Genomic DNA, 22,329 nt, shown 5'->3' with positions numbered 1-22,329 from the left:
ATGAGTTGGGGTTCATTGTGCAGACAGCAATTAGCCGACCGATAGTTGCTTTGGTACCGTGATGGGCTGCTCAGCCTGTGCTTTCAGGGCTTCCAGTTGTTGCTGCTCCGCTTCGGGAAGCTGAAGCTGCCAGCCCATCGAACTGGCCAGTTGGTACATCATGTACTGAATCTGGTTATTGGCAATTTTGGGCAGATCACTCTGCATGGCCCGTTCGTTCATAGCCTGCTTCGCTTCGTCCAGAAGCCGGGTGTAATCTTCGCCGTGGAAGTGGTTCAAAATACCCGCCTGGATGTCGTAGAACTTATAATCCGTGTCGATGGACAGCACTTCCGGTGCCGGAAAGGACTCGATAAGCAGCTTTTTTTCGCCGTTCTCCGGCTGCCGAAAGCGTACTTTCGCGAAGTCAAACCCAACCAGTACTTTAGACCGGGCAATGATCATGGCTTTCTTGGGGTCGTTGAACAGATACAGGATCTTTTTCTGGTCCTGATAGTTGTAAATCTCCGAAAAATAACCCTCGGCCATCACCACCTTAAATACCTTTTCAATGCGTTCGAGCAGCAGGGTCGACTCCCGCCGAACGTCGGTAACCCCCGATCGTTTTCGCAGGGCATTCGACAACGCAACACCAGCCCCTCCGCCAACGATCAGCAAAAGCACAGTAGTCAGAAAATCCATAGTCCACTTAACCGGTTTAGGGTGGGTTTGTTGTAACCAGAAACGCAGAGAAAACAGAGGTCCGTAGAGCGCGCAGAGATAAACTCTGTGTCTCATGCAGTCTCTGTTTCCTCTGCGTTTGCCAAAAAAACCGTCTACTTCGCGTAGGCAACGGAGCGCATCTCCCGAATCACGGTCACTTTGATCTGACCGGGGTACTGCATCTCTTTTTCGATTTTCTGCGAGATTTCAAACGACAGCGCACTGGCCCGGTCGTCGGTTACGTGATCGGCATCGACCATAACCCGCAGCTCCCGGCCCGCCTGAATGGCGTAACATTTCGTCACACCTGAGAAGTTGGTTGCCAGTTCTTCCAGTTCTTTCAGCCGCTTGATGTACGACTCCATCATCTCCCGGCGGGCACCCGGCCGTGAGCCGGACACCGCATCGCAAACCTGGACGATGGGCGAAATCATGCTGGTCATTTCAATCTCGTCGTGGTGCGCGCCAATGGCGTTGACAACTTCGGCGTTCTCCTTGTATTTTTTGGCCAGTTCCATGCCCAGAATGGCGTGGGGCAGTTCGGCTTCTTCCGGCCACACCTTACCGATGTCGTGCAGCAGACCGGCGCGTTTGGCCAGCTTGGCATTCAGTCCCAGTTCGGCGGCCATCGTAGCCGAGAGTTTCGCTACTTCGCGGGAGTGCTGGAGCAGGTTCTGGCCGTAGCTCGACCGGAAACGCATCCGTCCCACCATCTTGATCAGCTCGGGGTGCAGGCCGTGAATGCCAAGGTCGATAACGGTCCGTTCGCCGATTTCAACGATCTCGTCTTCAATGTTTTTTCGGGTTTTGGCCACCACTTCTTCAATCCGGGCGGGGTGAATACGACCGTCCTGAACCAGGCGGTGCAGCGACAACCGGGCGATCTCGCGCCGAACCGGATCAAAACCGGAGATGATGATGGCTTCGGGTGTATCGTCAACGATAATTTCAACGCCCGTGGCCGCTTCGAGGGCCCGGATGTTACGGCCCTCCCGACCGATCACTTTACCTTTTACGTCGTCGGATTCAATGTTGAATACGGACACGCAGTTTTCGATGGCGTGTTCGGTGGCGGTCCGCTGAATGGTTTCAATGACCACCTTTTTGGCTTCTTTGGTAGCCGTCAGTTTGGCTTCTTCGATAACGTTCTTGACGTACGACGACGCCCGCGAATCGGCTTCGGCCTTGAGGGTTTCGACGAGTTGGTCACGGGCCTGCTCAGCCGACAGATTGGCGATCCGTTCGAGTTGCTCGACCTGCTGCGCCCGCATCTGCTCGGCTTCCTGCCGACGGCGTTCCACTTCTTCTTTGCGTTTATTGAGGGCGTCCTGCTGCTGAGCCAGCGCGTGTTTCTGCTGGTCAAGTTCGGTTTCCCGGCGCTTTTGCTGCTCGGCCTGCTGGTTTAGCTGCTGCTCACGCTGCTTAAGCTTACCTTCGTTCTGGAGGAGTAAATTCTTTTTCTGATTGGTCGTTTCTTCGAATTCAGCTTTTAATTTCAGGTACTTCTCCTTGGCCTCCAGCATCCGGTCTTTCTTGAGGGTTTCGGCCTGCAGTTCCGCGTTTTTCAGGATATTGGCAGCGCGTTCTTCCGCTTCCTGCTCGCGTTTACTGAACACTTTATACAGCAGTTTCCTGCCGACGTAAATGCCGATGCCCAGCATGACAACATTGTCAAGAAAGAGCATCAGCCAGCTCGATGTATTCATGGTACTTATATCGTTTGGGTTGAACAAATAACCAGCTCAACCTGCCGCGATACAGCGTCCCAAACATAAAACTCACTCAACAGCCTAACCAGCGGATGTTAAGCCTGTAAGTACTTGTTTTTAAGACAATCAACAGTCGTTAACTCAATCAAAACTATATTCGTCTTCCGGCGCTTAAAAACACGGATCTCACTTACGTGGTAATCACGGGCGTAACGATCTGATCCAATTGAGTAATTTTGTCAAATACCATTCGTTGTAAGCGCTGTATTTGCTGATCGCTCCGCAGCTTCGTTACCAGGCAATCGAAGGCCAGCATTGCCAGCGCGTCCTGCGTGTCGCGGACACCCATGTCACGGTATCTTTTCAGCTCCTCCTGAAGCAGGCGGCCGGCATCGCGTACCAGCGTTTCGTTGTCAGGTTCGGCTTTTATCCCGTACTCCCGGTCGGCAATTTTAAGGCGAATAGATAGCTCTTCCATCGCTGCGGTCAGTTCGGCGAATCGACGCGGGGCGTCCATACACCGGCCCAATTCTGGTTTATGACAAACTACTCAAATGAGCAATACACCGTTCAATTTCCCGGATATACTCGTCGAGTTGTTGTTTTAGTTCGGTACTTGTATCTGTTGCTGACAGATTGTTGCTTACAATCTTACCAATTTCTTTTGACTTCGGAAAGGGTTTATCGGAATTAGCCTGATTTTTGTGCAAACGCTTCGCGAGGTCTTCCTGTTTCTTCAGATCGTCGCGCAGGCGTTTATTTTCGCCTTCAAGGAACTCCACCCGGCGTTTGGCATCTTCACAAACGCCCTTAAGCAACCCGATTTTTCGTTCGAGCTGCTCAATGACGGCGATGATCTGATGTTCGCTGACCATAGTTGACTGAGTGAATGATTGAGTTGTTGACTGATTGAATTGGTTGGACAGCAATTAATTCAGTCGTTCAACAACTCAATCATTCAATTATTTACGAATTACGGCACCCAGGTCTTTTTCGAAGGTGGTCATCAGCCGCTGCATCGTTTTGTCGATGGCCGCGTCGGTGAGCGTCTGGGCGGGGTCCTGCAGCGTAAAGCTTACGGAGTACGACTTCTTGCCGGTACCCAAGTTTTCCCCTTCGTATACATCAAACACATTGACCGTCCGCAGGAGTTTCCGCTCGGTCTGGTGCGCCAGCCGGCTGATCTGTTCGAACGTAACGGCCTGATCCAGCACCAGCGAGAGGTCGCGCCGGACTTCGGGGAACCGCGGTACTTCTTCGTAGCGGGCTTTGGCACTGTATTGCTTCAGCAGGGCGTCCCAGTCGAAATCAGCGTAAAAGACCGGCTGTTTCAGATCAACCAGGCGGGTCAGCTTCGGCTGCACCAGCCCCACACTGACCAGGGGCTTTTTGTTGACTACGTAAGTCAGCCCGTACTGATACAACGTAGCATCGGCGGGCTGGGTCTCAAACGCCCGGATACGGAACAGATTCAGTACGCGCTGAACGGCCGTGGCCAGATCATGAAACGCAACGGGCTGCCCTTTGGCCAGCCAGCTTTCGGCCTGCTGATTGCCCGTCATGGCCAGGCTCAGCCGCATTTTCTCGACGTACTTACCCGTGCCGTTGTCGCTGTCGGCTTTGTAATACACCTTGCCGAACTCAAACACTTTCAGGTCTTTCTGCCGGCGGTTGCTGTTGTATACCAGCGTTTCGAGGGCCTGAAACAGCAGCGTCTGCCGCATGACCGACAGGTCTTCGCTCAGCGGATTGAGCAGCGTTACGTCGGCACCCGGCAGCGTTTGCCGAATGGCGTCGTGGTAGGACGGACGGGTGAGCGACAGGGTCAGGATTTCAAAGAAACCACTAGCCGCCAATGCCTGCCCGACCCGACTCTGCAACTGGTTGGGGTCGGTGGCCGGAAACTCCGACAGCGAATCGGCGCCCAGGTGGTCCGACAGCGGTACGTTATCCAGACCGTAGATGCGCAGAATCTCTTCGGTTACGTCGGCTTCACGGGTTACGTCAACGCGGTAGGGGGGAACTATAGCCACGAAGCCCTCGTCGGTGCGGTCGTCCGCCTGGATGTCAAGTGCTTCGAGAATGCGGTGGATTTCGCTGCGGTCGATTCGGATACCAATCAGCCGATCAACGTTGCGGTAACGCACCGGTACGCGAAAGGGCTCGATGGGCTCCGGATACAGGTCGGTAACGTCGGAACTGATGGTGCCGCCGGCAACTTCCTGAATCAGCAAGGCCGCCCGTTTGAGGGCAAAGACCGGCATATTGGGATCCGTACCCCGCTCGAACCGGAACGATGCGTCGGTTTTGAGACCGTGGTGCTGCGCTGTTTTACGGACGGAGGTCGGCGAGAAATACGCCGATTCCAGAAAAATGCGGGTGGTTGAAGCCGTTACCCCTGAGGTCTGGCCTCCGAACACGCCGGCGATGCACATGGCGGCTTCGGCCGGATCCGTGGCACCGTTGCAGATCATCAGGTCAGTGGCCGTGAGCTTCCGCTCAATACCGTCGAGGGTGACGAACGGCGTACCTTCGGGAAGGGTCTTAACCACAACCTGCCCACCCGTAATCTTGTCGGCGTCGAAGGCGTGCAGCGGCTGACCGAGATCGTGGCAGACGAAATTGGTTACGTCGACTACGTTGTTGATCGGATTCAGGCCGATGCTCAGCAGGCGTTGCTTCAGCCAGTCCGGCGATTCGCCAACGGCCAGGCCGGTGATGGTCAGGCCGGTGTAACGTGGGCAGGCTTCCGGGGCCTCCACCCGAACGTCGATCGTCAGGTCGTGGTTCTGAACGGCAAAGGCATCCACCGACGGCCAGCGCAGGGGCCGGTTGAGGGCTGCTTTCAGGTCGCGGGCTACGCCCAGGTGCGAAGCCGCATCGATACGGTTCGGTGTCAGGCCGATGGCGATCTGGTAATCCGCTTCGAGGTTGAAGTAACGGGCTGCGGGTGTCCCGTTCGGCATGTCGGTAGTGAGCACCATAATGCCGGCGTGGGACGTACCCAGGCCGATTTCGTCTTCGGCGCAGATCATCCCCTCCGAGGCCGCCCCCCGAATCTTGGCTTTCTTGATCTGAAACGGCTCGGCGTTTGTCGGGTGAAGGGTTGCTCCGACCAGCGCAACGACTACTTTTTGTCCGGTCGCTACGTTGGGTGCTCCGCAAACGATGTTGAGGGGTTGTTCACCACCTACGTCGACCGTCGTGATGCTTAGCTTATCGGCGTCGGGGTGTTTTTCACACGTCAGCACTTCGCCAAGCACAACTCCCTCCAGGCCGCCGGGTATTGCTTCTATTTTTTCAATGCCTTCTACTTCCAGCCCCGTGCCCGTCAGGCGTTTTCCCACTTCTTCGGGCGATTCGGGCAACTCAATGTACTCCTGTAACCACTTATAAGAAACTTCCATACGGCGGCAATTCGAAAATAAAGGCAAAGGTAGGAAGAAAGGAGAAAAGGGAGAAGGGAGGAAAGGGGGAGGAGAGGAGGAAGGGGAGGAAGGGAAGAAAGGAGGAAGGGGAGGAAGGGGAGGAAGGGAATGACAGGGTTCATTATTGAATCCCTGTATCGCCTTCATCTTCTCCTCCCCTTCCTCCTTTCCTTCCTCTCCTCCTTTCTCCCCTTTTCAATGATACCGCTCTCCGGCTTTTATGGCGATGGGTAACTTGTTTTCGGCGGGGGGGAGTGGACAGGCGAACGTAGGGTTGTAGGCGCAGTAAGGGTTGTAAGCCGCGTTGAAATCCAGGGTTACGCGGTTGTCGGTTACGTCGTCGGGGTTGAGTTCAATGTAGCGCCCACCGCCGTAGGTTTCCTGGCCGGAGGTGGCGTCGCGGAACTGAATCGCGTACGTTTCGCCCTGCTTGACGATCAGCAGTCGGTGGGTTTCGCCGTTGAGGCTGAATACGGCGTGAGCAAATTTATCGTATACTTCCTCACTGCCGTCGGTCATACGGATGACCAGTTTCTGCGTTTTGTCGGCGAAGGGTTCGAGCCGAGCCGGTATCCGGTAGTCGGGGTCCGGTGCAAAATACCGAAGTCCTTTGAAGGCGTCTTTGTCCGTAATCGGCGATTGCTCACTGGTGCGAAAAAACTCATCTTTTCGCTTGCGCTCCGCATCAATCTGCTGACGGTACGTTTCGGGCTCGATCACCTCATCGACACCCCCACCGGAGGTTAGGTTACCTCCATCGAAAAAGCTGTAATACAGCACAATAAGCACCAGCAGAAATAGGCCGGTCAAAAAGAATTTATTTTTTAACATAGGATTTGAAACAAAAGCATGTCAATAGTGAATAATAGAAACGGTTCTCTCATCTATATTTAATGGGTTTTTAATGTGATGTGTTGCAATAGGTAGCAGAAAAGGGCATCATAGTGACATGTTATCATAGAGCTTTTCAGGTGTTTATTGCGTGTTTCTACTTATCTTTGGCCCCGCTGTAAGCGTGGATTAGTCCCACTAAATAAACTTATTACAACGTTCGATGGCGCAACTGCACGAATTAAAAACCTTCGTTTCAGATAAAGGAAACCTGACCGTGTTTGAGAATATCATTCCCGGTACGATTCAACGGGTTTTTTACATTTACGAAGCTGGGCAAAGTCCGCGTGCGGGGCACCGCCACCATCGGGCTTGGAACGCGCTGGTCTGCCTGTCGGGTAGCTGCCGGGTTTATAGTCACAACGGGCAGTCAGAAGCGACGTACCGACTCACAAACCCCCGCCAGTGTCTGGTGCTGGAACCGGAAGACTGGCACATTATGGATGAGTTTTCGGAGGACGCTATTCTGCTGGTTGTCTCCAACGAGCCGTACGATAAAAACGATTATATCTACGATCCTTACCCGAACAGCCGGGTACTGGCGGCTTCGGAATGATTCCCTTTCTCGACCTTAAACGAATTAACGAACCCTATCAGGCCCGGATCAGTGCCGCTACCGAACGAGTGATTCAATCGGGTTGGTACGTTCTGGGGAAAGAGGTTCAATCGTTTGAACAACAGTTTGCTCACTACTGCGGAACCCGCCATTGCATTGGCGTGGCCAATGGGCTGGAAGCGCTGACGCTCGTGCTGAAAGCCTGGGATTTTCCGGCCGGCAGCGAGGTTATCGTTCCGGCCAACGCCTACATTGCGTCCGTGCTGAGTGTTACGCACGCCGGTCTGACGCCGGTCTGGGTAGAACCGGATCCGCAAACGTACCTGCTCGACCCCACCCGCATCGAAGCGGCTATTACGTCCCGAACCCGGGCTATCCTGCCTGTGCATCTTTACGGCCGCTGCTGCGACATGACGCCGATCATGGACCTGGCCCGGTACTACAATCTGAACGTACTGGAAGATGCCGCCCAGGCGCACGGTGCGCTGTATGCAGGGCGACCGGCCGGCTGTCTTGGCCATGCGGCCGGCTGGAGCTTTTACCCCAGCAAGAACTTAGGGGCGATCGGCGATGCAGGCGCTATTACAACCAACGACGACGGTCTGGCCGACCGGCTCCGGGCCTGGCGTAACTACGGTTCAGCGCAGCGCTACGTGAACGATTATGCCGGGCACAACAGTCGCCTTGACGAAGTACAGGCGGCTGTTCTATCCGTAAAATTACCCAGTCTGGCCGCCGATAATGAACGACGGCGGGCATTGGCGCGGCTGTATCTGGCTGGGCTGGGACCGACGGTTCTGTTGCCGCCCGCCGATCAGATCGACAGCGATGCCTGGCATCTGTTCGTCGTGCGCGTTCCGGACGATGGGCAAACTACGTCTCGGCGGGACGCGCTGCGGGCGTATCTGCGCGAGCGGGAAATCGGTACAGACGTGCATTATCCCATTCCACCCCATCGCCAGCGGGCTTATGCTGCGTACGCCAATGCATCACTGCCAATTTCGGAGCAGCTTCACCGGGAGGTGGTTAGCCTGCCCCTTAACCCCAGCCTGACCGACGCGGACGTAGAGCACGTAATCGACGCAGTAAACCAGTTTGGACGTTAATTTGCCGCATGGAACTGAGCGTCGTCATTCCCGTTTACAACAGCGAGCGAACCATTGGGCCGTTGGTGGCGCGTTTACAAACGGCGCTGCAACCCCTGTCGTTCGAAGTCGTTCTGGTCAACGACGGCAGCCGCGACGGCTCCGAAGCGGTTTGTCTGGCCTTGGAGGATCGGTTCGACAACGTGCGCTTTTTTTCGCTCCGCCGAAATTTTGGGGAGTTTAATGCCGTACTGTGCGGACTTAACCAGACGGAAGGCGAGTACGTTGTGATTATCGACGACGATTTTCAGAATCCCCCTGAAGCCATCGTTACGTTGCTGAAAACGGCCGAAACGGGTCGGTACGATGTGGTGTACAGCCGCTACGCCGAAAAAAAACACAACTGGTTTCGTAACCTGGGCAGTCGGCTCGTCAATACGCTGACGACCTATTCGCTGAATAAACCATCCGGCCTGTACTTATCCAGCTTCAAGCTGATTCACCGCGACGTTGTGGCGGAAATCCGAAAATACCAGGGGCCGTATCCGTACATCGATGGCCTGATCTTTCGCGTGACCCGCAACGTGGGCAGTGTGGAAGTACCGCACGACCCCCGGCGCGAAGGCCAGTCGAATTACACCCTCAGAAAACTGGTGTCACTGTTCCTGAACATTCTGATCGGCTACTCGCTCTGGCCGTTGCGGGTGTTCACTGTACTGGGCCTGGGCCTGTTCGGGCTGGGTCTGTTACTGGGTTTTGGTCTGCTGGCAGTGTCGATAGCGACTGACTACCGGGTTGCGGGCTGGCAGATTGTCATCTGGGCGGTGCTGACCCTGGCGGGTTTGCAATGCCTGTTTATCGGCGTGCTGGGTGAGTACGTCGGTAAACTGTTCATGGCCCACAGTGGCCTGCCACCTTATGTATTAAAAAGGGGAGGAGGGAGAAAAGGGAGGAGGGAGGAAAGGGTGGAGCCGTAAGCTGTTCCCCTTTCTTCCTTTCCTCTCTTTCCTCCTTTCCTCCCTTATTCCTCTATGTTCGACAAACGGGACGAATACGAAAAGATGTTTCGCCTGGAGCAGCGGCTCTGGTGGTATCGGATTCTGCACGAAAGCGTTGAGCAGGCGTTGCGCCGGCATTTTGGCCAACGTCGGAATATCCATATTCTCGACGCCGGCTGCGGAACGGGCGGTCTGCTGGATTTTCTGCGCCGGGCGGGCTACGAACACCTGCAGGGCGTCGACGGGTCGGCCGATGCGGTCGCGTTCTGTCACGAACGGGGCCTGAACGTGACGCGTGTGAACCTCAACGAACTGGCTGCGTACGCACCCCGGCAGCAGGTCGACGCGATCGTCTGCAACGACGTGTTCTGCTACTTCGATGATCCCGCTCTGACGCGACTGTTAACCGAGTTTGCCCGCCGGCTGCGGCCGGGAGGGCTGCTCATCAGCAACAACAACGCCTTCAACGTTTTTCGGGGACAGCACGATCTGGCCGTCGGGAGTACGCGCCGGTTCGTTCGGGCGGATTTTGAGCAACTGCTGCCTACAGCCGGTCTTGCGCTTCAATCCGCTACGTACTGGAGCCTGGCTCTGTCGCCCCTGATTCTGGCTATCCGGCAGTGGCAGAATCTGCAGCTACGGCTCGGCTGGCGGACGGCCGACGCCCCCGGTTCGGACGTGTATTTTCCTGGTGAAGTTGTCAATGAAGCGCTGTACCGGGTAGTTAAGGTCGAGCGCCGGGTGTTACCCCGAACGCCTTTTGGCAGTTCGCTGTTTATAACTGTCGGCAGGCAGCCGAAAAGGCCGTAACTCACCCGCCGACCCATTTACATTTACGGAATTATGTTCACTGGCATTGTAGAAACCACCGGTACCGTTTCGGCGATTGAAGCCGAAGGAACTAATCTTACCTTTCGGATTGACTCATCGCTGGCTACTGAGCTGAAAGTCGATCAGAGCGTTAATCACAACGGCGTCTGCCTGACCGTCACGAGTGTTGCGGGCGACAGCTATACCGTAACGGCCGTTGACGAAACCCTGCAGAAAACCAATCTGGGTCGGCTCAAACCCGGCCACCGCGTGAATCTGGAGCGCTGTATGCCCGCCAACGGCCGCTTCGATGGGCACATCGTGCAGGGGCACGTCGACCAGACCGGAATCTGTACCAATGTGCAGGACATGAACGGTAGCTGGTTGTTTGATTTTCAGTACGATCCGAATGCGGCCGGCAACGTCACCGTCGAAAAAGGATCGATTTGTATCAATGGCGTGAGTTTAACCGTTTTTAACTCACACGACGACGGCTTCCGGGTGACGATCATCCCGTACACCTATGAGCACACGACGTTTCGGGATCTGAAAGCCGGGGACGTCGTCAATCTGGAGTTCGACATCGTTGGGAAGTATATCAAAAAAATGCTGGCGGGCTATCGGTAAGCAGTCCGATTCCGCTATTTTTACCAATCTGATTACCTGTTTACGGTTTACAGTTCACGGGTTTCCGTCAGAGGTGCCGCCAACAGGAAGGCCGTGAACCGTAAACAGAAAACCGTAAGCCCATTTAATTGAATGACGAAAATCAGCACCCGATCCCCTTTTGACCTGCTGATTCACATTGGCATCATCCTGGCCCTGGTGGGCGTTCTGTTCCTCGGTTTCTTTTTTGTGTACCTGCCGTTCACGACCAACCACGGTCAGACGATCACCGTACCGGACGTAACGAAAATGAGCCTGAATGAGGTGCAGACGTTTCTGGGAGACCGCAATCTTCGGTATGAGGTGACCACCGACTGTACGTTCGTAGCCGGGGCCGAACCCCTGACGGTGCATGCGCAGTACCCGCGGCCGAACACCAAAGTGAAGGAAGGCCGAAAAATTTATCTGACGCTGATCAAGCGCGTTCCGCCCTCGGTCGGTATGCCTGACCTGATCAACCTGACGTACCGCAGCGCCGAACTGAACCTGCGCTCGGCCGGTCTGGAAGTGGGGGAGCGCAAATACGTCCCCGACGTCGCCAAAAACGCGGTGCTGGGTCAGTTCTACAACGGCAAAGAAATAGTGGCGGGTACACCCGTTCCGAAAGGCGCCAAAATCGATCTCGAAATTGGCGATGGGCTCGGTAGTACGATATTTGAAGTGCCCAACGTTATAGGTAAGCCGCTGGATGAGGCCGTTACGATCATCGTAGGGTCTGACCTGAAGGTGGGTACCAAAATCTCGGTCGATGATCCCGAAAAAGAAGTAGGAACGGTGGTCCGGCAAAAACCCGAAGCCCGACCCGGCGAACGCATCCGGGTAGGCGAGAAGATTGATCTGTGGGTGGTCGGGCCGATTGAACCGGACTGAGCGGAGAGCGACGAGCCTAATCCTTATGAACCTGATTTCTACGTCTTTGCTGTCATACCGGGGCCTTGCCGGACGCACGCTGCGGCCGGGCCTTTTGCTGATCGTTGCCTGGCTGCTCCATACCAGCGCCTTTGCCCAACTGGCTTTGCCTTTTTTTGACGACTTCTCGACGGCTCAGGGACGCCCCGGCCTCGACCGGCCCAATCCGGCCCGCTGGCAACCCGGCAGTGGGGTCTACATCAACAATACGCTGGCCATCAATCAGCCGACCGTCAACGTAGCGTCGTTCGATGGACTTCGTGCCGACGGTCTGCCCTACGTTCGGAACAATCAATTTTCGCAGGGGTACACCGATACGCTGGCGTCGCTGCCGATCAACCTGGGTGGACTCACACCGGCCGATTCGGTTTACCTGAGTTTCTACTGGCAGATACGCGGCCTCGGCGAAGCCCCCGACCCCGGCGATTCGCTGACGCTCCAGTTCCGGGATCAGGCCGGTGCCTGGCGAACGGTCTGGTTTGCAGTGGGTGGTGAACCCAACAACAATTTCAATCAGGTCTTCGTGGCTGTTCGCTCAGCAAACTACCTGCACGCCGGGTTTCAGTTTCGGTTCCGTTCGTTCGGGCGGGAAAGTGGCCCCTTCGATACGTGGAGCATCGACTACATTTACCTGAACCGAGGCCGTACGGTGGGCGACCGGTTTGTCAAGGACGTAGCGGCCCGGCAGGCTCCCGGTCCGCTCCTGAAACGGTACTCGGCCATGCCATTGACGCAGTTTCTGGTTAATCCGGCTGCTGAGCTGGCCGATTCCGTCACGACGGATATCAATAACCTGTTCAACAATTTTAACTTCACCACCTACCGCTTCACCGTTCGCGACGAACTGACGGGGCAAGTGCTGCAGGATACACCCAACCAGACTTCCGTGTTGATTCAGGGGCTCAGTTCGCAGGTGAAAAGTACGCGGCCTAGCTTCACCGGGGCCGGATTGGGAGCCGCTGCCCGGGCCGTGTTACGCTACAAATTCGACGTACTGACCACCGATGATCAGAACCCTTCCATTCCGGGGGTAAATCTGCGCCAGAACGATACCATCTCGGGCGTGACAACCCTGGACGACTACTACGCCTACGACGACGGTACGGCCGAGTTTGGGGTGCAGATTGGTCCCCGCGAGCGGTGGGCGGTTCGGTTTGTTGCCAGCAAGCCAGATGTTGTGTCGGGCGTGCGGGTGTGTGTGCTGCCGTTCCGGACCAATCAGAGCGGCCAGCCGTTTGTGCTCACGGTATACAGCAACAGCAACGGTCGCCCCGGCACGGCCGTTTACCAGAAGTCGTTTGCTACCCAGTATCCGCCGAACCGCAACGGGTTCGTTGACCTACGCTTCGACCGGAGCATTTCCGTGCGGGATACGTTCTACATTGGCTATCAACAGATCAGCATCAGCGATACGACGTTCTTCCGAATCGGCTTCGATAAGAATAGTCCGTTTGGCAACCAGATTTTTTACAACGGCGGCAGCAGCTGGGACCAGAACCTGAGTACGCCCGCGCTGAACCTTCGGGGTGCGTTTATGCTGAGGCCCGTAATGGGGGGGCGGCCGGATACGGTCGTTACGTCCCTGCCCCAACCCGAAGCGATCCGGCCCCTGATGGTGTTCCCCAACCCGACCAGTGGCGTAATCCGCTGGGAGAACGAACGGTTAACACGGATCGACGTACTGGACCTGAGCGGGCGATTGCTGTACGAACTGACCCCGGCTCGTGGTCAGGAAACGGCTGATCTGGGCCATCTGAGAGATGGTTTGTACCTGCTCCGCTTGTCCGACGACCGCCGAACGGTTGTGCAGAAACTAATTATTCAAAAGTAGCTCTGTTAATTCTGCCCGCTAAGTAGTAGACTTGCTGCCGTAGTTTCCGGCAAGCCATTCCGGAAGTGAATGACTCCGGCCGATTTTCTGTTTGACCATCAATAGCCAGTAAAAACACACAGATCATGGATATTACCGTACAGGAGCTGAAAGAACGGCTCGACAAAGGCGAACAACTGAATATCATCGACGTCCGCGAGCCGAACGAGTACGAAGAATATAACATTGGTGCCAAGCTGATTCCGCTGGGCGAACTGCCGTACCGCGTGGATGAACTCGACGGGCTGCAGGACGAAGAAGTGATTGTGCATTGCCGGTCAGGGGCACGGAGCGCCCGCGCTCAGCAGTTTCTGGAAGAAAACGGGTTCAACAACGTCCGCAACGTCACCGGCGGCATGCTGGCGTATCAGGCTCTTTAGTCAGAGCCGCCGGGTGGGGTCGCCCGGCGGCTCATTTGTAGTATCCCCTCTACGTCCTCCGCGCCGAACCAGCGGAAGTCGCCCTGGTGGCGGAACCACGTCACCTGGCGCTTGGCGTACCGTCGCGAATTGCGCTTGAGCCGGTGTACCATTTCTTCGTACTCGTACGCACCATCCAGATACTCGAATACCTCTTTATAACCGACCGTCTGAAGGGCGTTGTGGGCGCGGTAAGGCAAAAGTGATCGGGCTTCGTCGACCAGGCCAGCGGCCAGCATAGCGTCCATCCGCCGGTCGATTCGTTCGTAGAGTGCCTCGCGCGGGCGGTCGAGTGCAACCATCACCGACCGAAAAGGCCGCTCAGCAGCTTCCTGTCGCCGGAACGACGAATACGGCCGCCCCGTAGTCAGACACACCTCCAGGGCCCGCACCACCCGCTGGCTGTTCTGCATATCGACGGTCTGTGCATAGACCGGATCGAGCCGACGTAATTCGGCCTGTAAAGCTGCCAGCCCTTCGGTTTGCAAGCGTGCCATGAGCTGTTCCCGTGTGTTCAGGTCGGTTGAGGGCATATCGTCCAGGCCGTAGCACACCGCGTTGATGTACAGACCCGTTCCGCCCGAAAGGATTACTACGTCTTTTTCCTGAAACAACTGATCGAGCAGAGCCAGGGCTTCCCGTTCATACTGCCCGGCGCTGACCAGTTCGGTGATCGAATGAGAGTCAATAAAATGATGCCGGACACCGTCCATCTCGGCAGGCGTTGGTTTGGCTGTACCGATGGTCAGTTCGCGGTAAAGCTGGCGGGAGTCGGCCGACACGACGTCGGTCTGAAGAGCTTTGGCCAACTGCACGCACAGCGATGTTTTTCCAACGGCTGTAGGCCCGGCAATAACAAGCAGCGTCTTGGTCAACGAAACGGAGAAACGTAGTGCAACAACAAAAGTAACCAATTCAGAGGTAATCCATAAAGCGGGGCGGGTTAGCCGCTCAGGTCAGGCGACGAATCAGTCCGAATACACTGTTGATTAAAAGCCAGTTACAGCGTCTGCCGTCGATAATGCCGGGTAGTAAAGCAGGAATCCTGTTTCTTTATTTATATTTGTCTGATTGATCAAATCCTTACAAATCAATAGGTTACCCACCAAAAGGTTAGTATAAGGCCTCACGTATGAATGAACTGAGTCGTACTCTGAAGACCGACGAAATCACCCAGCTTGTACTGAAGAAAACGTTGGACATTGTTTGTGGCAAATGGCGTCTGTACATCATTTTTCAACTCACTGATCAGGCCTGCCGGTACGGTGAATTACGTCGGCGGATCCCGGAAGTCAGCGAGAAGGTGCTTGTTCAGGAATTGAAAGAACTGGTAGCGTTAGGGGTGATCGAAAAAACAACGTACGGCGAAACGCCCCCGCGTGTGGAGTACAGCCTGACCGAACGTGGCCGTAAAGTGCTGCCTATTCTGCTTCAGCTGAAGACCGTCGGCGAAACGTTTCTTGAGGTGTAATCCGGAGCCGTAGGTAACTATTCTTACCTTCACAGCGTTATTCAGGCGAACAGCGACGAAGGTAAGAATGATCAATTGGCTCAGTTACGTATGGCTCGGGATGGTTTGGCTGCTGGGGTTTGGCTCCGGTGCAGCCAAGCGCCGGCCTGTAGCGGGTCGGTACGAACAACCTCTCACCACTACGTATTCTACGTCGCTGCGATACAATATTTACACCTTCAATATTTCGGCTGCCGATACGGGAGCGGTGCGTGAGCTTACGGTGAAAGCGTACCGGGGGGATCTCCTGCTGACCAATTTCAAAACCCGTATCGATGGGGCCATCGTCAATGCCGAAGTGGCTGATCTGGACAACAACCGGTTTCCTGAGCTGTATGTATATTCGACCAGCAACGGCAGCGGATCGTTCGGCCGCGTATATGGGTGGCAGTTCCTTCTCGAACGCAAAGTGGATATTCGGCTGGTGGACTGGCAAAAGCCCGGTGCTGGCTACATGGGCCACGATAGTCTGTGGATTGAGCGCGATATCCTCTGCCGTAAATTTCCGGTGTACCGTCCGGGCGATACCAACGCTGAGCCAACGGGGGGCGTCATCATGATGCGCTACCGCCTGCAGCCGGCCGGCGAGGCTTACACGTTGTCGGCTGAGCAGTAAGGCGTACAATTCTACTTTAATTTAACCAGGCTGGACAGCATAGCTCCTTTAGGGTAGTTTTGCCGAATCGTATATAATTCGTCACCTAACCAATCTGGTGGGATTAATAAGTCCATTCTATAAATCTTTAGAAAGCCAGCCTCATCAAGGTCCAGATCGGGCACGAAACCCTGTTCTGTAGTACAGACCTAATTAACTGGTTCAGCTCAACGCTACTGACATAAGGCTGTCACATGAACGTCGCAGTTTTGCAGCGTTCATCAAAACTCAAAACACTTTATGACAACTCAAGAAGTAGCTAAGCGTTACGTTGAATTGGCCAAAATCGGTGAATTGCACACCATCCAACAAGAACTCTATTCGTCGGATGCAATAAGTATTGAACCAGAAAATAATTCTCAACTCCCCTTACGTGCCGAGGGGCTGAGTGCTATGCAGGAGAAGGAACAGTACTTCTATCAAAATATAGTGGAGGAGATGCATGGGGGATTCTGTAGTGAGCCGGTTGTATCCACTTACTATTTTGCCTGTGCAATGGGCATGGATGTAACCATAAAGGGCCAAGCTCGTCGCGTCAAGGAGCAGATTGGTATTTTTGAAGTCCGGGATGGCAAAATCGTTTCCGAGCAATTTTTCTACGATGACTTTAAATAAGCGGAGTACGCGACGCTGTTTTTCACCCCAGCCATTAAAAACGCTTTTTTATACTTTCCCGCTTATCTGTAAATAGGCAGAGGTTTTAATCACGAAAAGTACATAATTCATCGTCTGAACTACCCTTATTAGTTAATGATCTGTTCCTCTTCAGTTTGTGGTTTAAAAAGTTGGTATTGTAAACTCAAATTCTACATAATTTTTGACTCTACTTTTGATACAATTCAACCGGTAAAGCATTTAATTGACTGTGGATCAGAAAGTCGTGACTTTTGATCATTAAGACGGTTTGGGCAGTATGCTCCTTTAGACAGCCAAGTGACGAATTATAGACTTTTCGGCAGAACTACCCCTTTATAAGCAAGGGCAAAAAAGATAGACAGCTCTAAACGCCAACGGCAGTCCAAAGGCTGCCGTTGGCGTATTAAGATGAAACTTCTGATTCGTTTTAGAAACTATACCGTGCCCCCAACTGTACCTGGAAAGGATCGCCGGAGGGAGTAACAATGCCTGCTGTGTTAACCCGGTATACGAACCGCTGATTGGCCCGGTCGAACGGAGTTTGGGCGGGTGTGGTGGCTGTGGCCGGAATGCCCAGCGCGTACAGAGCCTGCGAACCAAGCGAGCGGTTAACGCCCCAGTTTTTGTTCAGGAAATTGGCGAAGTTGAACACGTCGGCCGACAGTTCGATGCTATGATTCCGGTACACCCGGAACCGCTTGCTGGCCCGGATATCGAATATACCGTAGAAGCCGTTGATGCCGCCGTTGCGCTCGGCAATGCGGCCCGAGTAGGCGTTGATGTAATCCTTAATGCTCTGGCTGGCATTGGGGTTATCGATGATGGCCTGAAGACCCGTCCGCACATTGGCCGGTACGCTTTCGCTGTTGCGGTCGAAAATAAAGGCCAGGTCGTTTTGGCCCGCTACGAAGTCGGCGTTGCTGTTGGCGCCCGACAGCAGCGTATAGCGCGTTCCACCCAGGCCTGAGTAGCGAACGGCCAGCGTAACCCCCCAGAACGTTGGCAGTGTACCAAAGAAGACAACTTTGTGGCGGAACTGGTTATCGGAGTAGGTTATCCGGCTCAGGTTACGCGGGTCATCCTTCACGGGCTGCACCAGGGTGGCGGTGTTGGCTACGTTACCGTTATACGAGGTATTGTCGCGGGTGTCGTTCCAGGTGTAGCTGACCGTAAACTCTCCGTCGCGGAAGTAGCGGTACGTTGCATCGGCTACCACGGCAAACTGGTTGACCTTCCCGTCGCTGGTCAGCTCCAGCACCCGGCCAAGCCGCTGGCTGATGCGGCCCTGCAGCCAGTCGCCTGCCCCGTTGGCGGGCATCGATGCCAGCGGCACATACACGCCCCGGTTATCTTCGTTGGCTAAGCGAAAAAACGGCTCGGTTTCCATATTCCGGTCTACGTACGTGTAGTTATTACGGGCCAGCGACATAAAGCCCGACAGACTTACCTTCAGGCGGTCGCTCAGGAAGCGTGTATACGAAAGGTTGGCCTTGTACAGCACCGGCACACGCGCGTCGGCTCCCGTCATGTTGATGGTCGGCAACTGAAACTGGGCCAGGGCCGGAATGCTGGCGTAGTTCTGGCGGTAAGCCGCGAAGTCAGGCCTGGGTACATTGGCACCGCGTACATCAACAGTAGCGAGGTTGGTACCATCGAACGTCAGGTTGTTGATGATGGCGTAGTTGTTGATATCGGAGGCAAATACCCCGGCCCCAGCGCGGATGATGTCACGACGACGCTCGTTCACGTCCCACGTAAACTGCAGCCTCGGCTGCACAACAAACGACCGCAGCCGGTTGTCGGTCCGCAGTTTCAGGTCCTCCAGTACCGCCTGGTTAAGCGCAGCTTTAGGATAATGGGCGTAGTCGAAGCGCAGACCGGCGGTCATATCCAGACCCGTAGCCAGCCGGGTGCTTACCTGGCCATACAGCCCGGCGTTCCAGATGTTGCTGCGCACGCTCCAGTCGTCTTTCAGGGGTACTTCGCGGAAATAGCGGTAGGGCTGCAGTCGTTCAAACTTGTCGAGTGCTGAGAGTGACCCGTCAACTGTGTAGTGGAACCGGCCATTTACTTCGCTGCCATAAACCGATTCGGCGTTCGTGTACTGTATGTCAGTACCAAACGTAAACTGGGCCTTGTCGGTGTTGTAGTACAGGTTATTGACTAGCTGCAGTACATTATTGGTAAAACCTTCCTGCGCAAACCGATGGCCGCCCATCTGAATATTGGTTGCCCGGTTAGCGCCATCTGACAACGTCGATGCTACGTTTTCAACGATGTTTCTGGGGATGTTAGCCGATGGCAACTGGTCGCCGGGGCTGCTGAGCTGGTACGTGTAGAGATGCTGCAGCTTCAGTTCGTTGGTAATACGTGGGTTCAGCGACGTACGAAGTGTGGCCAGCAGGCTGTTGTCCCAGTTGAAATCGTTACCGTACGATTCCAGGATGTTGATGGCTGTATTATCGACCAGTCCCAGCTTATTACGGTCGCTGGTGAAGTTATTGCGGATGGTCAGCAGGTTTTTGTCGTTGATCTGCCAGTCGAGCCGCAGGAAACCTGCGTTCGAGCCACGTACTTTGTCGAACTGACCGTACTGGGGCGTATTGGCAGTGCCGTACTGGTTGCGGGCAATGCTTACAAACCGGTCGAGCGTAGCGCGGGTCACGTTGAAACGGTTTTCATCAACGGGCGACTGGATGTCGGCTACGATGAGCGGGCGCGAATCCTGCTGCCGGTCCCAAACCACGAAGAAGTGCAGCTTGTCTTTGATGATAGGGCCACCCAGCGAAAAACCGAACTGGTTGGTAGCAAAGCGCACCGTCCGCGGATTTCCCCGGATGTCGAACCGGCTGGCCAGCCAGTTGGCGCGGGTGTAGTTGAATACACTGCCCGTCAGTTTGTTCGTACCTGCCTTAGTTACCGCCGAGACCAGACCACCCCCGGCACGTCCGTACACGACATCGTACTGGTTCGTAATCACCTTGAACTCCCGCACGGCTTCAATGGAAATCGAGTACGGCGCACCACTCCGGCTGGTAGTTGCTCCGGCTGACGTTGGGTTTTTGGCCGTCATACCGTCGATGGTGAAGTTGGTCGATGAGCCAAGCTGTCCGGCGAGGTTACCGCCCCGACCGGCCAGGGGCGACAAGTCAATGAGGGTAGTGAAGTTTCGGCCGTTGACAGGCAGGGTGGCAATGGACCGCGCCGTAACGACGGTAGCCGCCCCGAAGTTTTCGATTTTGTTCTTCAAACCCGACGCTACAACGTCTACGACCTGCAGCGTCTGACCGTCTTCCTGCATCGACAGGTTTGCCCGAATGGCATCGCCCAGGTTCAGAAAGTAGCCCGTCCGTTTCTGTTCGCCATACCCAACAAAGGTAGCCTGTACGGTGTAGGGGCCACCCAACGGTAATTCTTTAAACGAGTACTCGCCCAGCGCGTTTGTGATCGTTCCGGTAGAGAAGCCCGTCGATTCATTGCGAACCCGGACCGTAGCGCCCGGCAGCGGTGTTTTGTTGTTTTCCAGGATAACTCCCGATATGGAAGCCTGAGTGGTCTGCGCTATTGCGTGATTGATCGCGACGCAGGCAATGAAGATGAAAATAATTGAAGAAAGTAGCTTTTTTCTCATGAAGCAATGGGTAAAATTTCCCAATGCAAAGAGAGTAGGTGTATGTTACTTTGATGTTAACAGATTATTACTTGTTTGTAACCATTAATCGGTTGAGGTTCTAGTAATAGACCGATTCGGGGATACGTTTGCATTACGTCGGCCTTTCGTCCAATCCGTGCCGGTAACGTACAAAAGCCGGCTACGGACCCCGGCGGAGAAAGTACCTGATTCCGTAGCCGGAACAGTCGGAAAGTACTCATCAAAACAGCCGGTACCCAAGCGTAACGGTGGCAATGCCGAGATAGCCCGTGATGGCTTTGTTTTCATAAACTCCCCCGACTGGCACGGCGTAGCGGGCATCGAGATCGATGCGGTTCAGAATCGTATAGCCAACCCCAATCTCCCCGGCAAACGTAAAGGCTTTAACCTTCAGCTGCGCTTCCGTGGGGTTTTGCAGATTCGGATTTTTCAGGTCGGTTGTGGTTTCCGGAACCGTAATGGTAGCGCCCCCGATGGTAGCCGACGTATTGCGCCTGACTTCGGCCCGGGTGGTGAACAGCAGATTCGGCCCCAGGTACCCCCGGATCTTCCCATTGACCCAGCGCCGGCCGAACAAAATCGGGATGTTGATCGACTGAAGCGTCGACTCCGAGATGATCGTCACGGCCGTGGGCGTTTCGGCCGGAATGATTGATGGGCGTGGTTGCCGGGCAATGGTAAACGCCAGCGCGGCCGGTACGTTCAGGTTGGTCTGCTGTTTAAGCAGGAACGAATTGAAATCGGCTTCCACCTGAATGAAGAACCGGTCGTAGTTTTTTCGCGCCCAAAGCCCGTACGAATAGCTGGTGCCAATTCCGTTGTTGTCGTTATTCAGTTGCGGAATCGTGACGGATGCCGAGGCTGATACCGGCACGGTCACGGCCGGAATTCTCGTGTAGCCATGCGTAAAGGTTGCTCCTCCTTTTACCCCAGCCTCAAACGGCTCCTGAGCCAACCCCACCGTTGAGCAGCAAACCAAAGCGAAAATGACGTGTACTTTTTTCATGCGTAAGCCGATTGCCTGTTAGCCGGCTGCGTAGCCGTACTTCAAACATATGATTATAAAAAGGTGAAAACGAAACTGAACGTATACTGACAGATCAATGGGTTAGTACCGCCAATAGCCTCAAATTGTTATACAATTAAAATCAAAGTATGGATTAAACAATCGTATGGTTCGCAGGTTGTGATGGTGGTATATTCGGAGCCATCGTGTTTCCGAATGAACATGTTTCACAAAACCTCACAAAACCAATGGGTCTCTTATCATTCTTCAAAGGAGTAGGCGAAAAGATCTTCAACAAAGAGCAGGAAGCACCAGCCAACGATCCGGCCAAGGCGGAGCAGGTCGAGCCGCTGCGGGCCAGCGCCCTGTTGAACCACGTCAAGCAACTGGGCTTGGCCTACAACAAACTGACGGTTAAAACCAAAGGCGATACCGTTACGCTGGAAGGCGAAGTGAGGTCGCAGGAGGATGCTGAAAAGATTGCCCTGGCCGTTGGTAATGTGGAAGGCGTGCAGACGGTCGATAATCAACTGCACGTTGTCACGCCGGCTCCGGAAGGGAAGTACTACACCGTGAAGGAAGGCGATACGTTGTCGAAAATCTCGAAGGAAGTATACGGTGACCCGATGAAATACGGCATCATCTTCGAAGCGAACAAGCCGATGCTCAAGGATCCTGATCTGATTTACCCCAATCAGGTACTGCGCATTCCGCAACTGTAAGCCGATTGCCATCAAACGATAAAGGGTCTGACGTAACAGGTTACTGGTAACCTGATACCTCGGACCCTTTGTCGTTTGCCCCTTGCTCAGCTTTCCGAACATTCG

General features: G+C 54.7%; 21 protein-coding genes. 12 read left to right on the top strand and 9 right to left on the bottom strand.

The genetic code is table 11. From position 1 onward, the window contains the following. Nucleotides 1–30: 30 nt before the first annotated feature. From DYU11_RS26320 to DYU11_RS26295, 6 genes are all read right to left on the bottom strand, one after another. Entirely contained in the window at nt 31–681 is a 651-nt protein-coding gene (locus DYU11_RS26320; RefSeq protein WP_119670724.1) for a DUF4230 domain-containing protein, read from the bottom strand. Nucleotides 682–815: 134 nt separating this feature from the next. After that, entirely contained in the window at nt 816–2,408 is a 1,593-nt protein-coding gene (gene rny / locus DYU11_RS26315; RefSeq protein WP_119670723.1) for a ribonuclease Y, read from the bottom strand. A gap of 193 nt (nt 2,409–2,601) precedes the next feature. Next, complete coding sequence (locus tag DYU11_RS26310) at nt 2,602–2,928, bottom strand: cell division protein ZapA (RefSeq protein ID WP_310589506.1); 327 nt, start codon at nt 2,926–2,928, stop codon at nt 2,602–2,604. Between the two features lie 19 nt (nt 2,929–2,947). After that, entirely contained in the window at nt 2,948–3,286 is a 339-nt protein-coding gene (locus tag DYU11_RS26305; RefSeq protein ID WP_119670722.1) for a hypothetical protein, read from the bottom strand. Between the two features lie 87 nt (nt 3,287–3,373). Then, nucleotides 3,374–5,818, bottom strand: a complete 2,445-nt coding sequence (pheT, locus tag DYU11_RS26300; protein ID WP_119670721.1) for a phenylalanine--tRNA ligase subunit beta — start codon at nt 5,816–5,818, stop codon at nt 3,374–3,376. A 216-nt stretch (nt 5,819–6,034) separates the two neighbouring features. Beyond that, nucleotides 6,035–6,670 carry a DUF1684 domain-containing protein gene (locus tag DYU11_RS26295; RefSeq protein ID WP_119670720.1) on the bottom strand — a complete coding sequence of 212 codons (636 nt, stop codon included), beginning with the start codon at nt 6,668–6,670 and terminating at the stop codon, nt 6,035–6,037. 223 nt (nt 6,671–6,893) lie between these two features. Here DYU11_RS26295 and DYU11_RS26290 point away from each other — a divergent pair, with 223 nt between their 5' ends. The 8 genes from DYU11_RS26290 (at nt 6,894) to DYU11_RS26255 (ending at nt 14,004) form a co-directional block, all read left to right on the top strand. Then, nucleotides 6,894–7,286 (top strand): sugar 3,4-ketoisomerase, encoded by a 393-nt coding sequence (locus tag DYU11_RS26290; RefSeq protein WP_119670719.1) that lies wholly within the window; start codon nt 6,894–6,896, stop codon nt 7,284–7,286. Continuing rightward, complete coding sequence (locus DYU11_RS26285; RefSeq protein WP_119670718.1) at nt 7,283–8,392, top strand: DegT/DnrJ/EryC1/StrS family aminotransferase; 1,110 nt, start codon at nt 7,283–7,285, stop codon at nt 8,390–8,392. The genes DYU11_RS26290 and DYU11_RS26285 overlap by 4 nt, the downstream gene beginning before the upstream one ends. 8 nt (nt 8,393–8,400) lie before the next feature. Continuing rightward, nucleotides 8,401–9,348 carry a glycosyltransferase family 2 protein gene (locus DYU11_RS26280; protein WP_119670717.1) on the top strand — a complete coding sequence of 316 codons (948 nt, stop codon included), beginning with the start codon at nt 8,401–8,403 and terminating at the stop codon, nt 9,346–9,348. Nucleotides 9,349–9,402: 54 nt separating this feature from the next. Then, complete coding sequence (locus DYU11_RS26275) at nt 9,403–10,179, top strand: class I SAM-dependent DNA methyltransferase (protein WP_119670716.1); 777 nt, start codon at nt 9,403–9,405, stop codon at nt 10,177–10,179. 33 nt (nt 10,180–10,212) lie between these two features. Beyond that, nucleotides 10,213–10,806, top strand: a complete 594-nt coding sequence (locus tag DYU11_RS26270) for a riboflavin synthase (protein WP_119670715.1) — start codon at nt 10,213–10,215, stop codon at nt 10,804–10,806. Between the two features lie 132 nt (nt 10,807–10,938). Further along, the gene (locus tag DYU11_RS26265; RefSeq protein ID WP_119670714.1) at nt 10,939–11,715 is read left to right on the top strand and encodes a PASTA domain-containing protein; all 777 of its coding nucleotides are present in this window, start codon (nt 10,939–10,941) and stop codon (nt 11,713–11,715) included. A gap of 25 nt (nt 11,716–11,740) precedes the next feature. Continuing rightward, on the top strand, nt 11,741–13,585 hold the full coding sequence (locus tag DYU11_RS26260) for a T9SS type A sorting domain-containing protein (RefSeq protein ID WP_119670713.1): 1,845 nt from the start codon (nt 11,741–11,743) through the stop codon (nt 13,583–13,585). 125 nt (nt 13,586–13,710) lie between these two features. After that, nucleotides 13,711–14,004 carry a rhodanese-like domain-containing protein gene (locus tag DYU11_RS26255; protein ID WP_009279869.1) on the top strand — a complete coding sequence of 98 codons (294 nt, stop codon included), beginning with the start codon at nt 13,711–13,713 and terminating at the stop codon, nt 14,002–14,004. On the opposite strand, the gene miaA is transcribed toward DYU11_RS26255, so the two are convergent. After that, nucleotides 14,001–14,918 carry a tRNA (adenosine(37)-N6)-dimethylallyltransferase MiaA gene (gene miaA, locus DYU11_RS26250; RefSeq protein ID WP_229366055.1) on the bottom strand — a complete coding sequence of 306 codons (918 nt, stop codon included), beginning with the start codon at nt 14,916–14,918 and terminating at the stop codon, nt 14,001–14,003. The two genes, DYU11_RS26255 and miaA, sit on opposite strands and share 4 nt — an antisense overlap. Before the next feature lie 257 nt (nt 14,919–15,175). Here miaA and DYU11_RS26245 point away from each other — a divergent pair, with 257 nt between their 5' ends. From DYU11_RS26245 to DYU11_RS26235, 3 genes are all read left to right on the top strand, one after another. Next, the gene (locus DYU11_RS26245) at nt 15,176–15,514 is read left to right on the top strand and encodes a winged helix-turn-helix transcriptional regulator (protein ID WP_119670711.1); all 339 of its coding nucleotides are present in this window, start codon (nt 15,176–15,178) and stop codon (nt 15,512–15,514) included. 67 nt (nt 15,515–15,581) lie between these two features. Beyond that, nucleotides 15,582–16,169 (top strand): hypothetical protein, encoded by a 588-nt coding sequence (locus tag DYU11_RS26240; protein ID WP_119670710.1) that lies wholly within the window; start codon nt 15,582–15,584, stop codon nt 16,167–16,169. Between the two features lie 279 nt (nt 16,170–16,448). Next, nucleotides 16,449–16,823: a SnoaL-like domain-containing protein gene (locus DYU11_RS26235; RefSeq protein ID WP_119670709.1), complete on the top strand. Its 375-nt coding sequence runs from the start codon at nt 16,449–16,451 to the stop codon at nt 16,821–16,823. A gap of 448 nt (nt 16,824–17,271) precedes the next feature. Here the strand turns inward: DYU11_RS26235 and DYU11_RS26230 are convergent, their stop codons facing one another. Both DYU11_RS26230 and DYU11_RS26225 read right to left on the bottom strand, forming a co-directional pair. Further along, nucleotides 17,272–20,475, bottom strand: coding sequence for a TonB-dependent receptor (locus tag DYU11_RS26230; protein ID WP_119670708.1), 3,204 nt, complete (start codon nt 20,473–20,475; stop codon nt 17,272–17,274). Nucleotides 20,476–20,716: 241 nt separating this feature from the next. Continuing rightward, a complete protein-coding gene (locus DYU11_RS26225) occupies nt 20,717–21,502 on the bottom strand; it encodes an outer membrane beta-barrel protein (protein WP_119670707.1) in 786 nt (261 codons plus the stop codon). Between the two features lie 248 nt (nt 21,503–21,750). Between DYU11_RS26225 and lysM the strand changes: the two genes are divergently transcribed. After that, a complete protein-coding gene (lysM, locus tag DYU11_RS26220; protein ID WP_119670706.1) occupies nt 21,751–22,224 on the top strand; it encodes a peptidoglycan-binding protein LysM in 474 nt (157 codons plus the stop codon). The last annotated feature ends 105 nt before the right edge of the window (nt 22,225–22,329 follow it).

The organism is Fibrisoma montanum (assembly GCF_003583365.1).
GTDB classification, from domain to species: domain Bacteria; phylum Bacteroidota; class Bacteroidia; order Cytophagales; family Spirosomataceae; genus Fibrisoma; species Fibrisoma montanum.
Note: the sequence above shows the minus strand (reverse complement) of the source record. Positions and strands in the feature narration are given on the sequence as shown.